Here is a 14,040-nt window from a genome sequence, read left to right on the forward strand (position 1 = left end):
CGCACACGCCACCGTTTTCACGACGCCCCCTGCAGATAGACGTCGACCAGCTGGCCGGGATAGACGGCGAGCTTGTCAGGCTGCTTGAAGCGAAAAAGCAACGGAAGCACGCGCACATCCACGCGTTCCGAGCGCAGGTCGGATAACTCGACCTTGGGCGACACGTAGGGCTGCACGCGCACAAACTCCAGCGGCACGCTGACATCGGTGCCGCGCACGAACATGCGTGCCTGTACCGAGCCCGGCGGAAGGCGGTGCACCAGAATCTCGTCCACATACACACGCACGGCCAGCTTGTTCTGACCGGTGCTCATCGTGACCAGGGGCACGTTGGCTCGCGTGTAGGCGTCATAGGTACCCTGCGGCGATACATAGCCACCCATCGCCGTGTTGACGGACATGACAACACCGTCCATCGGCGCCCGCACGGCATATTTTTCGAGCAGCGCCGCTGCCGCTGCCGCACCCTTCTGCAAGGCATCGCGCTGTTTCTGCAGCGTACGGATGTCGTAGCTCCAGGCGCCGGCGCGCGTCAGGTCGTACTGACGTTGCGCAACAGCGAGATTGCCGTGCGCCACCCGTACCGCGTTGGCAGCGTTGTCCATTGCATCGCGACTGACGGCCTTGGGGTTGAGCCGGGCAGCCGCCTCAAGCTTATCCAACTGATCCTGCACGGTGCGCAAACCGGCATCTGCGGCGCTCACCTGTGCACGGGTGACCTCCAGCGCTTCCTTACGCGGTTGGGCCAGCAGCGCGTTCAACTGGGCATCGACGGCATCCGCTTGCGACTGCTGTTGTGCCGTCAGGGCGCGTTGCACGGAATCCTCGATCTGGATCAGGACATCGCCGCGCTTGACCGCTTGCCCATCCTGCACGGCGATACGCGCGACAGTGCCCGACACCTCGGCATACAGGTTAAGGTTGGCACCGCTGGGCTGATCGCTTTCGACAATGCCGTTGGCGTAAATGCCCGTCGCGTACGGATTGGCAGCGGGTTGGAAAACAGGCGGCAGCGGTGGCTTCTGCCGTGCGTAGTAGATGGCCGCCCCAACCCCAGCCAGCGCGCCGATCACAGAAAGCACAAACAACCATCGGATCTTCATCGCATCTCTCCGTGTTCAATGCGGCTCAGCTTGCCATCCTCCATATCGAGGATGCGGCTGGCCATGTCGAGGATGCGCGCGTCGTGCGTCACGATCACGATGCAGCGGTGCGCGTTCAGGATTTCCGTCTTTACGAACTGCATGATGGAGCGGCCGGTGTCGCCATCCAGCGATGCGGTGGGTTCATCCAGGATGAGGATGTCGGGCTGCGAAACGATGGCGCGTGCAATCGCCACGCGCTGCTGCTCTCCACCGCTGAGCTTGACCGGCGGCAACTGCGCACGGTTCTTCAGCCCAACCACATCGAGGTAATGCATGGCTTGGTCGAGCGCTGTGTCCCACGCGACATGCCGCAGGATCAGCGGAATGGCGACGTTCTCGACCGTGGTGAGGCGCGGGAACAGGTGGTAGTCCTGAAACACGAAGCCGATCTTGCTCAGGCGGAAATCGGCCAGTGCGTCGCCGCCCAGGCTCCAGATATCGACCCCGTCCACGACAGCGCGGCCGCCATCCGGGCGCAGAATGCCGGAGATCACGCTCAGCAACGTGGTCTTGCCGCTACCCGAGGGCCCGACGATGAACAGCATCTCGTTGAATTCGGCCTCGAAACTGACCTGCATGAGCGCGCGAGTACGCGCCTCGCCCTCGCCAAACCATTTATCGAGCGCCTGTGCGGCAATGGCAACGTTGGCCACGATCAACCCCGGAAGATGTCAAAGGGCTCGATGCGCAGGACCTTACGCACGCCGATATAGCCCGATATACCGGCGATCACGATCACCATGGCCAGCGCCAGCATCAGATTGGTGAACGTGATCATGGCTGCGTAGTCCGGAATGCGAAGGCGCACCAGCGCAATCGACGCGGCGCATAGGCCGATGCCCAGCCCGTAGCCCACCAGCGCAACGAACGTGGCCTGGAAAACGATCATCGTGACCAGCTCACGCCCCTTGGCTCCGATGGCCTTGAGTGCGCCAAAGCGCTCCAGGTTTTCGAGAATGAAGGTGTAGAACGTCTGCCCCGATATGGACAGCCCTACCACGAAGCTGATCACCGTCATCAGCAGGATGTTGGTGCCAAGCCCGGTCTGGAAGGTATAGAAGTGCGAAATGCGGCTGATGAACTCTTCCTTGGTCAGGGCGCGATAACCGAGCCGGTCTACCGCGCGTTCGATCGCTGCAATGTCGGCCTCGGTCTTGGGCTCGATCAGGATGTACGACATCGTGTAGCGCGTACCGGGCAGATACTGCACAGCGCGACGGTACGTTGTGTACAGGGTGGGCACGCCAAACAATCCGCTGGTCGCCACGTCGCCAATGCCGACGATCACTCCCCGGTGGTCATTAACCTCGAACTCGGTGCCGATATGCGGGTTTTCCAGCTTTCCGAACTCGGCGTCCTGGATGACGATGAAAGCGTTCTCGCCGTACAGATCCTGGATACGGCCGCTGAGCATGTGCGGGCGGCCGAACAGGCTGGTGTCGTCGATGCCGACGACGGTCACAGGCTGATATGTCCCGCTCTTCAGGCGCACAAGTGCACCACCTGAATACAGCGGCACGGCAAACTTCACACCGTGAATGCTGCGTACCGCATCAAGAACATACTCCGGCATGCCGATCGTGTTGGCCACGGTGTTGACAGCCGGGTCCATGACCCACATGCGTGCGCCGATGTTGTACACGGCAGACGAAGACCGATTGAGCACGCCCGCAAACAGCGACGTCATCTCAATCATCAGAAACACCGCAAACGTAATGCCGACCAGCAAGCCGCTCAGCTTGGCCTTGTCATTGACCAGCAGCTTGTAAGCGAGTTTGAGAATGGCTTGCACATGGCCCCCTTGGCCATGCACGGCAGACAGGGGAGCGCCCCGGGGTGATACCGACCGGCCGATGCATGTGCATCAACGATAGCGATTCCGGGGCGGCGGCCTTTGATGTGTCGCAAGGCCGGGCTCAGTCCTGCGGAGAATGCGCTACAGCGTATCGTCGTCGGAAAACAAGCGATGACGTATCGCGTAACGCACGAGGGCGGCTTCGCTGGAGAGCTGCAGCTTGTCCATCAGCCGCATCTTGTAGGTGCTAATGGTCTTGGCGCTCACACACAGACTGGTGGCAATCTCGGTCAAGGGCTCGCCTCGCACCAGCCGCCGATAGACCTCCATCTCACGATCGGACAGGCGCGTGTGGGCCGCCTCCTCGCTGGGCTCGCCCAGGCTGTGCGCAAGCTTCTCCGCCATGGGCGGGCTGACATACGTGCCGCCGCTCGCCACCTTCTGCAGCGCGGTGACCAGTTCGGTCGCGGCGCTTTCCTTCGTCAGGTAGCCGGCCGCCCCTGCACGGAAGGCGCGGGCCACGTACTGTTCTTCAGCATGCATGGTCAGCACCAGCACGCGCACCCTGGGGTGATCGTCGTGCAGCTGGCGGAGCAGTTCCAGCCCGCTGCGCCCCGGCATCGAAAGATCCAGCACGATCACCTGCGGTTGGTTGTCACGCACCAGTTGCAAGACCTGCGTACCGTCGGACGCTTCGCATGCGACTTCAAAATCGCCCGCGCGCTCCAGGATATGGCGCACGCCATCGCGCATCACGGCATGATCGTCGGCGATCATCACGCGAATCATGTCCGCGCCTCCTCAGTGGCTTCGTGAACGGCGGGAAAGCTCACGCTCAGGCGAAAGCCGCCGCCAGGCGCATGGGTGATCGTTGCCTGCCCGCCCAGTAACCGGGCACGTTCGCGGATGCCAAGCAACCCCAGTGGCTTGCGTTCACCCACCGCCGGCGGCGCCCCACTCCAGCCATGCCCATTGTCTTGAATGGACAACTCCAGCAGGTCATCCTGCTGCGAGAACGCGATCTCAACGCGAGTGGCATCGGCGTGGCGCACGACATTGTTGAGCGCCTCCTGCACGATCCGAAAGACCGAGATGGCAGCGCGCTCGTTCATTGCCAGCTCTTGCGCATGCACGTTCACGACCAAGCCAAAGCGCTGGCGAAAATTCTTGGCCATCCATTCGATGGAGGGCACGAGCCCCAGCTCATCCAGCAAGGGCGGCCGAAGGTCAGCAGAGATCTGTCGCACAGCAACAATCGTCTCGTCGATCACGTGTTGCATCGCCTGCGTCTGGTCGATTAGCGCCTTGTCACTTCCTGCGGCCCGCAGATCCGCCGCCAGCAGCGAAATATCCATCTTGAGTGCGCTCAGACGCTGGCCCAGATCGTCGTGCAGCTCACGGGCGATGCGGTGCCGCTCTTCTTCGCGCGTGGCCAGAACGCTGTCCGACAGATGCTGCAGTTCTTCCTGAGAGCGCCGCAGCGCCGCTTCCGCGCGGACACGTTCCGTGGTGTCACGCAGCATCACCGTGAAGAGCTTGCCCCCGTTCACCTCGATCTGTGAAATCGACGCTTCGATCGGGAATTCCCGCCCATCGGTATGCAGGGCAAACAGCGGGCGCTGCTTGCCCATCTGGCGCTCCGACACGCCCGTCACCCCGAAACGCCGTACGTGCGCTTCGTGCGCGCCGCGAAATCGCTCAGGAATGAAGTTTGACAACTGCCGGCCGATGGCATGGCGAGCCGGACAACCAAACAGGGTTTCGGCCATGGGATTGAACAGCACGATGCGTTGGGCTTCATCCACGGAAATGATGGCTTCCATGGACGAACGAATGATGCCGGCCAGCCGGGCTTCGCTCTTTTCAAGGTAGGTCACGTCCCGGGCGACAGCGGCTCGCAACTTCCGAAGCCGCAGCCAATAGAACACCAGTGCGACAACCGCAGCGATGCTTGCCGCGGCCAACAGGATGAAGTGGGCATCCCAAGCCCGGAAGGCGACGGCTCGCAGGGCAACCGTCGCGGCCAGCAGCAAAATCGCAAGCCCCCCCGCCATCAGTTCGGCCGAAGTGGATTGCAGTTGCGGCAGGCGCCGGTGCGTTGCCTTCGAGGATTGAGTGTCTTGGTCCGCCACCGCACACCGGAAAAGGGCTTAGAAGCAAACAACATATCGCATTCCGGGAGCGGCTGATACTCCCCATGTGACGGAGAAGCCCTCCGGAAAACCCTGCTGTGGCTGTCAGGAAACCCTGACAGGGGCATGGCGCATCCCGACGCACATCTCAGCGCCGCCTGATTTCGCGCAAACGCCGCGCCTCCGATACTTCTGCCTACGGACACCGAGCCTTGATGGAGGGCAGTGACCGGATACCCACCACCTCACCGAGGATGTGTGGTTCAAAGACCACAGACGCCTTCCGGAGCCGCCCCATGATTCCGCGCACGATAGAGTCCCCCGTACCCGTTGAACTTCGGCAGCCTGCTGCGCTGCCCCAACTCAGGCTGGTGCGCGACGCCACACAGGCCCGGGAGACTACGCCACTGATCCCGAACAGCCAATGTGGCAATTGCATGATGCATTGGACCTGTATCGCGAGCGCTGTGCCATCCGGGCAACGCGAACAGCTCGATCAGATGGTGCACACCTGGCGCAAGATCGCCAAAGGCGAAGCACTCTTCCGCGCAGGTGACAGCTTCCACGCGCTCTATGCCATTCGGTCGGGATCGTTCAAAACGGTGGTGTCGCACCCCAACGGCGCAAGTCACGTCACCGGATTCCAATTGCCGGGCGAAACGCTTGGCCTGGACGGCATTGCCGCAGATCGCCACACCTGCGATGCGATTGCCCTGGAAGACAGCACGGTCTGCTCCATGCCGTTCCACTGCATTGAAGACCTGTGCCAGGACATCCGCCCACTGCAACGTCGCCTTCACCAATTGATGGCTGAAGAGATCGTGCGCGAGTCAGGCCTCATGCTGCTGCTCGCCGGGCTGAGCGCGGAAGCGCGTGTTGCCACCTTCCTGCTGAATCTCTCCACGCGCATGCAGGACCGCGGGTACTCCGCTTTGAGCTTCACGCTGCGCATGACCCGCGAAGAAATCGGCAGCTACCTCGGCATGCAGCTTGAGACGGTCAGCCGTGCGCTGTCGAGATTCCAGCGCGAAGGCTGGATCGTCGTGAGTGGCAAGAACATCGAGCTGACTGACAAGGCGGCACTGACGGAGCTTTGACCGCTCGCCCTGCCGCTCAAAAAATCACGCCGCCCCGGCCTTTTTCTCGTGGGGCGGCGTTTTTCCTGCATTGTTTCCAACCTTACGGCGTGATCTGGAGATGATCGATGACTTCCGTCACGCCAGGTGCGGACCATGCCGCGCCCTTGGCCGCGCGCCGCTCCGATGCCGAACCAATGTGGCCACTGAGCGTCACCGTCCCGCCATGAACGGAGACCTGGATGTGGTCGGCCTCACGCGCGGCATGCCGCTTGAGCGCCGCACCGATCTGCTCGGCAACATTGGCTGGCGCCACGCGTGCTTTGATTCGCAGCCGGTTGATCAGCCCCGCTACACCGCGCAACGATCCCACCGCATGCGCCGCCTGCTCGCTCTGGTATGGCCAGTCCACCTCACCCGAGAGCGTCACCCAACCGTTTTCGACCAGCACCTCGATGCGGTTGGACGGCAAGCTGACCTGCCATTCAAGCGCGGCACGGGCGGCTTGAGCGACATCCTCGTCCGTGTGTGCTCCCGGCAGGCGGACTTCGATCTTCTGCACGACCCCGCGCACGCCGGCAACACGCTCAGCCGCATGCTCGGCAGCGACCTTCTCCATGTAGCTGCGCACGTGGCCGGTCAGCGTCACCACGCCGTTGTCCACTTCCACACCAATCGCTGCGGCATCCACCGCAGGTTCCCAAAGCAGTTCGTCGTTGACGTCCTGCTTGATACCCAGATCGCTTTTCATAACTCGCTCCTGCTAGATAGAGTCGCCTCGCTATGCCCGGCGGCGCTCGAGCGCTGTTTGGCAAGGCAGACAGCGCATGGCAGTCGGCTGGGCTTGCAGGCGTAAAAACGGAATCGCTTCGCCGCAATCGACGCAGATACCGTAGCTGCGCTGCTCCATACGCTCGCGTGCAGCGTTCAGTTGCTCAAGCTCGCTTCGGTAACGGGCGAGCATGACGTCGTTCGTTTGGTCGCCGGCCTCTTCATCGGCAAGCTCTGCATTTTCGAACGGCGCTTCACGCGGCACCGGCTCAGCCGATGCGCCCAGCGCAGACAACTGGCGCTGCACGCGTGCTTCCTGTTCGTCGAGCAAGCTCCTCAGCCGTTTCCATTGCGCCTCGGTAAAGCGGGTCATGCCCAGTCTCCTTCTGTTGAATCAGCGTCGCGCGGCGTGTCGGCGTTAGGCTTCCGTGGGCGACAGCCAAGCCGCGCGCTGCCGCGATTGCTCCCACCGGCCGGCGGTCTTCACCTGATCGATAAAGCCCGCCATCTCCTCCTGCGACAACCCGCTGAGCACATCGCGCTGGAACAACGCCAGCACAGGTGCAGGAATGGTCGCGGTGATGCGCATGATTTCTTCTACCGCACGGAATGCCCCGCGCGCCGCCATGACGCAAATGACGGAAAGGTGCGTGGACCCCAGCAATTGGTCAGCCAGGAAGTCCCGCATGGGCGAAGCCAGGTGGCCCATCCAGATGGGTGCGATCACGATGACGTGTTCGATTTCATCAAGGGGCGGACCTTCATAGCGATACTTGGCGCGCGCATGGAATACCGTTTCGATGACACAGCGCGCATCTCCCAGAAAGCCGGCGCGCGGATGCTCGTCCGTCACCTCGGCAAGCTGCCATCCGCTCTGCGCAGCCATCTGCTCGGCCACCTGACGTGCCGTACCAGTGCGCGAGTAGTACACGATCAGCTTCTTTTCCATCTTGGACTCCAGGGTTTTCGAAAGCAGTGGAACGGGCAATTGCCTCTAGGAAACAACCCACATCTGATCGACAACGGCGCGCACGCCCGGCGCGTCCCATGCGGCTTCGCGGGCGGCACGGCATTCGTTGAGGTTGCGCAGCGGTCCATACAAAGTCACCGTCCCGTCCGCCACGGAAACACTGAGGCGCGAGGCGTCGACCACAGCCAGGCGTTGCAGTGCCTTTGCAATGCGATCACTCAGATCTGCCGGGCCGGCGGCGGCGCGCAATGTCAGCGCATTGGCCACGGACTTCACGCCGTGCACGCGGCGCACCGTGTCTAGTGCCGCGCGGCGCTGGAAGTCCTGGTCGACTTCACCGCGCAGCGTCACCGCCCCGTCTTCGACAGTGATCTGGACAGCATCCGGCGGCACCGACGCATTCCAATGCAGCGCACTGCTGATCGCCTGTGCGATATCGTCGTCGGGGCGCTCCATGCCTGGTGGCATCCGTACATCCACATGGATGACAAGCGCGGTCACGCCCGCAACGCGCCGGATCGCTTCTTCCGCGGCGTGCTTGTCGGCGAACGTGTCGACACCGCCAGAGAGCGTGACGACACCGTCCTTGGCCTGCACCGCAAAGCGGCTGGCATCCACCGCAGGGTCCCATTGCAGTTCCTCTTCGACATCGTGCTTGAGCTGGATATCGTTCTTCATGGTGATATTCCTCAGGTTCAATTGAGGTCGAAGCTCAGTGCGACATCAGCGCCGGCACGGTCATCGTCTTCAGCAGGGTGCGTGTCACCCCGCCCAGCACGAGTTCGCGCAGGCGGCTGTGCCCGTAGGCGCCCATCACGATCAGATCAGCATTGAAGTCGGCCGCGCGCGAGAGCAGCAGCTCGCCCACGGCGGTGTCGGAATCTGCACAGTCCGCCTCTTCCACCGTTGTATGAATGGCGCGCGCGTTCAGGGCGCGCGCAACCTGGCCTACCGTGGTTTCTTCGGCCCAGTGCTTGGGCTGCTTGCTGGTGATCTGCAGCACGTGCACTGTTGCGCCCGTCATCATTGGCATGGCGTCGTGCAGCGCACGGGCCGATTCGCGACCGCCGCTCCAGGCGACGAGCACACGCTTGGGCAGCGCCGTGAAGTTGCCCGCGTATGGCACCACCAGCACCGGACGGCCCGACTCCAGGATCAGGGTTTCCACAAAGTCGCCCGCGATAAATTCATCCGGGTCATCGTGGTTCCGTTGCCCAATGACGAGAAGATCGGTCTCCCGCGCTTCACGCAGCACGAGTGCCACGGGGTCGCCTTCCACGGCACGCCACTCTGTTTCTACCCCAAGGCTTTCCGTCGCCTGGCGAAAGCGCGCGTGTACAGCATCGCGGATGCCGTCGCGGCGGATGCGGTCTTCCTCCAGATAGCGCGCAGCGTTCTCCATCATGTAGAACCAGCTGAGGCTTGGCGCAAAGCTCGCATAGATCCCGACGAGTTTGGCGCCGTGCGCCTGTGCGTACTGGGCCGCAAGGTTGAGGCGGTACATGGCGCGTTCGCTGCGGTCCAGATGCACCATCACACTGGCGTAGTTCATGATCAGATCCTGATGTGGTGTCAGAGGATGAACTACCCGGTTAGGCAATGACGGCATTGCTCAGCGGTTCCGTCGCCGTGTGCGGCGTCTCAGTCGGCAACGCACGCACGAGCAGCACCGGCAGTGTGCTCCGGCGGACAACACTCTCGGCCACGCTGCCCAGGAACAGACGCTGGAAGCCGCGACGCCCGTGCGTGCCCAGCACCAGGGCTTGCGCACCGACGTTTTGCGCCGCCTGTTCAATGGCGGTACCGATATCGAAGGTTCCGATGGGGTCGTCAACCACCACGCTGTGGACGTGCACTCCCGCCTTTTCGGCCTTGTCACGCGCGTCAGCAACAATTTGATTGCCTTGTTTGACCAATGCCTCGGTAAAGGCGCCGACGTCGATATAGCCGACGTCGTACATCAGATACGAGTTGTCGATCACGTGGGCGATGACCAGCTCAGAGCCAAGTTTTTGTGCAAGCTGGATTGCCTCGTCCAGCGCGCGATCTGCCGTCGGACTGCCGTCCACCGCTACCAGAATCCTGTCGTACATGATGTGCCTCCATCGAATCCGTCGTCCTCCCCGAAAGGGGGGTTGCTGGATTCCATGTTGGACCACCAAGCGGATCACCCCTTGATTTACATCAGCGTTTAGCGCACCCGATGCGCAGGCTGCGCCACTTGATCTGCCTCAATAGCTTTGGCCCCACGCTCGATAGACTCATGCGCTATCGGCTGCCCCACTAGCGCAGTCTGGAAAAGCTCACGGCACCTTGTGCGGGATCAACTTCTGACACCGGCCCGTTCATATAGTGAAAACGTACGCGCATCGGAGTTCAGCATGAGGGTCGACGAGATTTGCTCCCACCGCATCGTCCACGTTCAGGCAACGGCGACGCTGCAGCAGGCCGCCCGGTTGATGCGGGACGAAAATGCCCGCGCGTTACTTGTCACGGAAGACACCACAGGGGGTTCGCGCGTGGTGGGCATCGTGACAGACCGGGACATGGTGGTGCACGGCATTGCCAGCCACGGTGATTGCACCCAGATCGCCGTATCGGAGGTCATGACGCGCGGCCTTCTGACCATCCATGATGACGCGGTGATCAGTGAAGCCTTGCGCTCGATGCTGAGCCACGGCCTGCACCGTCTGGCCGTGGTTGATCGTCAGCAGCGGCTGGTTGGCATGCTCAGCCTGGACGACACCATCCGCGCCATCGGCGGCGAATGGACCTTGCTGGCCGGCATTCTCGGCCGCGACAACGCTACCGGGTCTCGCCAGCATGAGCCGTGCGATTTGATTCTCTAAGTCTTTACCCACCGTTCTTCAGGAGCACAGCCATGTTTACCAATGTTGGAACCGCAGACCGCGCCGTCCGCATCTTGATCGGCATCGCCATGATCTTGCTGGCGTTCTTTGGCAAGGTGCCCGCATGGGTGGGCTGGGTGGGGCTGATACCTCTGGTGACGGGCTTGGTCCGCATGTGCCCGCTCTATTGGGTGCTGGGCATCGGGCGGGATTGACTAGGCGACAAACCAGTACACCGCCCAGCTGGACAAAAGCATGGCCAGCAGACCGGCGGTGACCTTGCCGGCAAAAGCGCGGCCTCCGCTGATGGCCACGACAACCTTCGAGAACGTGTTGGCTGTCAGCGCAAGCATCACCAGCGTGCTTGCCGTCGAGGTCTGTAGCGTGTGGCCGGAAACCTGCGTTGCAATGGATGCGGTCGCGGCATGCACATCGGCAAACGCACCAACCACGGTCACCGCCACCACCGCGGCCGTCCCGAACCACGTCCGCGCAGCGGCGGCGGCAAGCAGCAAGGCTGCCGTCCACAGCGCAAAACCGATCGCCACGCGCCAGTTGACGGATGACGCTGAATTCTCCGGCGCCTCTTGATGCGGCTCGCTGGCGCGCCATATCCAGAGCGCCGACCATGCCGCAGTCGCCATCATGGCCAACGCCAGCGGAGCCGCCAGCACGCGCAACAAGTCGACGTTGATGGCGGCAATCAGCAGCAGCATCTGCATCAGCGTGGCGACATTGGACAGCAGCGCTGCGGCAACCGCGCCGTCAACAGGACGATGCCCCTTCCGGACGCGCGCTGCCATCACCGTGATCGTTGCGACACTTGATACAAATCCGCTAAACAGACCAGCCAGCGGCAAGCCGATGCGCTCTCCAAACCATCGCGCCGCAAAATGGCCCATGTTGCCGGTCAGCATGACGAGTAGCACAACCAGCCACAGCGTGTGCGGGTTCCAGGCGTTCAGCGGCCCCATGTCCCGGTCGGGAACCGCAGGCCAGATCAGCAATGCCGCGACGGCAAGCAGCAGCAGATCGGCGAGTTCACGCTGGGTGATAACCGTGCGTGCAAACCGATGCAAACCCGCTTTGGCATAGAGCAGGACAAGAAGGACCGTACCGAGGCCAGCCGTCATTTCGGGCTCGCTCACGGCATAGGCGCCTAACAGCGTGGTCGCCACAAGGGCGAGTTCCGTTGTCACGCCAGGATCCACATTGGCCGAATGGTGATAACCCACCGCCGCCAACACCGCAACCGTCAGCAACACAGCGGGCACGGCAAACGGTACCGGCAGGCTTGCCGCAATGGCACCGGCCAGCGCTCCGATCGCAAACGTTCGCATGCCCGCAGGCAGCTCTGCGCTGTCGGCATGGCTACGCTCGCGCTCGAGGCCGATCGCCAGGCCCACGCCCACGGCAACCGAGAAGGACAGCAGCGAAGACATTCGGGGGAGTCGGATGACCATTGCATTACACCCATTCAGTATTGCGCGCGGCAACGCTTTTCGATTGATCTGGCGCAGTCGATGGTCGACTGGCGGGACGTAGTTCCGCGGCGCTGATCCATACTTGGCCAGACACGCCCTACGGAGACAGCGATGTCTGAATCGATGCAGGCCATGGTGATGGAAGGCGCCCGACAGCCATTGATCTGGCGTGAAGTGCCCATGCCCACGCCTGGGCCGGGCGAGGTCCGGATCGCGGTGTCCGTGTGTGGCGTCTGCCGTACCGATCTCCATATCGTGGATGGCGAGCTGACCGCGCCAAAACCATCCCTCATTCCCGGTCACGAAATCGTGGGCATCGTCGAATCATGCGGCGAAGGTGTGACAACGCCCGCCCGAGGCGAGCGCGTTGGCGTTCCGTGGCTCGGCTGGACATGCGGCGTCTGCCCGTACTGCCTGCGCGGACGCGAAAATCTGTGCGACCACCCCGCCTTCACCGGATACACGCGCGACGGCGGGTATGCGCAATACGTCGTCTGCGACGCGCGATACTGCCTGCCAATTCCGGCGCGGTACGACGATGCCCACGCGGCACCCCTGCTCTGCGCCGGCCTGATTGGCTACCGCACGCTGCGCATGGCCGGCGATGCGCGCCGCATCGGCATCTACGGCTTTGGCGCTGCGGCCCACCTCATCACGCAGATTGCCGTGGCAGAGCAGCGCGAAGTCTTTGCCTTCACCCGGGCCGGCGACACCCCGGCGCAACAACTTGCGCTGGCCACCGGCGCCAAGTGGGCAGGCGCCAGCGACGGCCCCGCACCGGAGCCGCTCGACGCCGCGTTGATCTTCGCGCCCATCGGCGCGCTCGTGCCGCAGGCACTGCAGGCCGTGGTCAAGGGCGGCTCGGTGGTTTGCGGCGGCATTCACATGAGCGACATCCCCGCGTTTCCGTACCGGTTGCTATGGGAAGAACGCCAGCTGGTGTCGGTGGCGAATCTGACGCGGGCGGATGGGCTCGCCCTCATGCACATCGCAGCGGAAGTCCCCTTGCAGGTTCATGTCACGCCCTATCGGTTGCAAGACGCGAACACCGCCCTGGAAGACCTCCGGGCCGGGCGGGTGGCCGGCGCTGCCGTCCTGCGGGTGTCTTCGGAAGACCTTTGATACGCATCAACAGCCTCGGCGCCACGCTGTCTACGCTGATTACACGCGGTGCCCTACTGCGCTATGCCTTGGAGACCATCATGTATCAGCGAATCCTGCTCGCCGTCGACGGCAGTCACGCCTCCTATCTCGCGCTGCACCAGGCCATTGTGGTCAGCAAGGCGACGGGCGCAGAAGTCGAAGCCCTGTTTGTAGCCGATAGCAGCGACATCACCTTCGACATGGTCGGCGCTGACTCGATTGCCTACGCAAACCAGGTGGTCAGCTACGGCCGGGACACGCTCGCCGAGGTATCGAAAAAGCTGGACGCGGCGGGTGTCAAACATTCGACCAAACTGCTTGAAAAGTCCATTGCGCCTGGGCAAATCTCCGCCACGATTGTCGCGGAAGCCAACGAAACGGCAACCGACCTGATCGTGCTCGGCACACATGGCCGGCGTGGGCTCAAGCATCTGGTGCTCGGCAGCGTGGCCGAGGGCGTGGTGCGCAAGACCAACAAGCCGGTGTTGATGGTACGTAGCGAGGTCGAGGAATAAGAAGTAAGGGGAAGGCACGGCCTGACTGCGCCGCCCGCCCGGACCTCGGCCGGGCGGCGAAGTCTGTCTGAACGCCAGATGGCGTTGCCGAGCGACCAGATTTCCGGGGCCACCGCGACATGCGTGTGAGCCTGCCACCGCGCGGATTGTGTGCTCGAGT

17 protein-coding genes are annotated in these 14,040 nt (G+C 62.8%); 5 read left to right on the forward strand and 12 right to left on the reverse strand.

The features are described 5' to 3' along the window. Positions 1–17: 17 nt before the first annotated feature. From ACEN9T_RS02285 to ACEN9T_RS02305, 5 genes are all read right to left on the reverse strand, one after another. Entirely contained in the window at positions 18–1,103 is a 1,086-nt protein-coding gene (locus ACEN9T_RS02285) for an HlyD family secretion protein (protein WP_413706302.1), read from the reverse strand. Beyond that, entirely contained in the window at positions 1,100–1,798 is a 699-nt protein-coding gene (locus ACEN9T_RS02290; RefSeq protein ID WP_092975574.1) for an ABC transporter ATP-binding protein, read from the reverse strand. The genes ACEN9T_RS02285 and ACEN9T_RS02290 overlap by 4 nt, the downstream gene beginning before the upstream one ends. Positions 1,799–1,800: 2 nt before the next feature. Beyond that, positions 1,801–2,937 carry an ABC transporter permease gene (locus tag ACEN9T_RS02295; protein WP_413706303.1) on the reverse strand — a complete coding sequence of 379 codons (1,137 nt, stop codon included), beginning with the start codon at positions 2,935–2,937 and terminating at the stop codon, positions 1,801–1,803. Positions 2,938–3,081: 144 nt separating this feature from the next. After that, complete coding sequence (locus tag ACEN9T_RS02300; protein ID WP_092975223.1) at positions 3,082–3,729, reverse strand: response regulator transcription factor; 648 nt, start codon at positions 3,727–3,729, stop codon at positions 3,082–3,084. Further along, complete coding sequence (locus ACEN9T_RS02305) at positions 3,726–4,973, reverse strand: PAS domain-containing sensor histidine kinase (protein ID WP_413706304.1); 1,248 nt, start codon at positions 4,971–4,973, stop codon at positions 3,726–3,728. The genes ACEN9T_RS02300 and ACEN9T_RS02305 overlap by 4 nt, the downstream gene beginning before the upstream one ends. A 395-nt stretch (positions 4,974–5,368) precedes the next feature. On the opposite strand from ACEN9T_RS02305, the gene ACEN9T_RS02310 reads away from it, so the two are divergent. Next, positions 5,369–6,169: a helix-turn-helix domain-containing protein gene (locus ACEN9T_RS02310; protein ID WP_092975229.1), complete on the forward strand. Its 801-nt coding sequence runs from the start codon at positions 5,369–5,371 to the stop codon at positions 6,167–6,169. An 82-nt stretch (positions 6,170–6,251) separates the two neighbouring features. On the opposite strand, the gene ACEN9T_RS02315 is transcribed toward ACEN9T_RS02310, so the two are convergent. From ACEN9T_RS02315 to ACEN9T_RS02340, 6 genes are read right to left on the reverse strand one after another with little or no spacing between them, the layout of a single operon-like run. Continuing rightward, entirely contained in the window at positions 6,252–6,899 is a 648-nt protein-coding gene (locus ACEN9T_RS02315) for a BON domain-containing protein (protein WP_092975231.1), read from the reverse strand. A 30-nt stretch (positions 6,900–6,929) separates the two neighbouring features. Continuing rightward, on the reverse strand, positions 6,930–7,292 hold the full coding sequence (locus tag ACEN9T_RS02320; protein WP_092975234.1) for a TraR/DksA family transcriptional regulator: 363 nt from the start codon (positions 7,290–7,292) through the stop codon (positions 6,930–6,932). 45 nt (positions 7,293–7,337) lie between these two features. After that, on the reverse strand, positions 7,338–7,868 hold the full coding sequence (locus ACEN9T_RS02325) for a flavodoxin family protein (RefSeq protein WP_092975237.1): 531 nt from the start codon (positions 7,866–7,868) through the stop codon (positions 7,338–7,340). A 45-nt stretch (positions 7,869–7,913) separates the two neighbouring features. Further along, positions 7,914–8,567, reverse strand: coding sequence for a BON domain-containing protein (locus ACEN9T_RS02330; RefSeq protein ID WP_413706305.1), 654 nt, complete (start codon positions 8,565–8,567; stop codon positions 7,914–7,916). A 34-nt stretch (positions 8,568–8,601) separates the two neighbouring features. Next, on the reverse strand, positions 8,602–9,441 hold the full coding sequence (locus ACEN9T_RS02335; protein WP_413706306.1) for a universal stress protein: 840 nt from the start codon (positions 9,439–9,441) through the stop codon (positions 8,602–8,604). A gap of 40 nt (positions 9,442–9,481) precedes the next feature. Further along, a complete protein-coding gene (locus ACEN9T_RS02340; protein WP_413706307.1) occupies positions 9,482–9,982 on the reverse strand; it encodes a universal stress protein in 501 nt (166 codons plus the stop codon). 288 nt (positions 9,983–10,270) lie between these two features. Between ACEN9T_RS02340 and ACEN9T_RS02345 the strand changes: the two genes are divergently transcribed. Together ACEN9T_RS02345 and ACEN9T_RS02350 are read left to right on the forward strand one after the other, a co-directional pair. Then, positions 10,271–10,738, forward strand: a complete 468-nt coding sequence (locus ACEN9T_RS02345; RefSeq protein WP_413706308.1) for a CBS domain-containing protein — start codon at positions 10,271–10,273, stop codon at positions 10,736–10,738. 32 nt (positions 10,739–10,770) lie between these two features. Beyond that, positions 10,771–10,953: a DUF2892 domain-containing protein gene (locus tag ACEN9T_RS02350; RefSeq protein ID WP_252694840.1), complete on the forward strand. Its 183-nt coding sequence runs from the start codon at positions 10,771–10,773 to the stop codon at positions 10,951–10,953. On the opposite strand, the gene ACEN9T_RS02355 is transcribed toward ACEN9T_RS02350, so the two are convergent. Next, a complete protein-coding gene (locus tag ACEN9T_RS02355; protein ID WP_413706309.1) occupies positions 10,954–12,180 on the reverse strand; it encodes an MgtC/SapB family protein in 1,227 nt (408 codons plus the stop codon). 153 nt (positions 12,181–12,333) lie between these two features. On the opposite strand from ACEN9T_RS02355, the gene ACEN9T_RS02360 reads away from it, so the two are divergent. Both ACEN9T_RS02360 and ACEN9T_RS02365 read left to right on the forward strand, forming a co-directional pair. After that, complete coding sequence (locus tag ACEN9T_RS02360; protein WP_413706310.1) at positions 12,334–13,344, forward strand: zinc-dependent alcohol dehydrogenase family protein; 1,011 nt, start codon at positions 12,334–12,336, stop codon at positions 13,342–13,344. An 80-nt stretch (positions 13,345–13,424) separates the two neighbouring features. Then, complete coding sequence (locus tag ACEN9T_RS02365) at positions 13,425–13,880, forward strand: universal stress protein (protein WP_252694944.1); 456 nt, start codon at positions 13,425–13,427, stop codon at positions 13,878–13,880. Positions 13,881–14,040 lie beyond the last annotated feature (160 nt).

Origin of the sequence: Ralstonia sp. Ralssp110, from assembly GCF_047325135.1 — a bacterium.
GTDB classification, from domain to species: Bacteria; Pseudomonadota; Gammaproteobacteria; order Burkholderiales; family Burkholderiaceae; genus Ralstonia; species Ralstonia mojiangensis.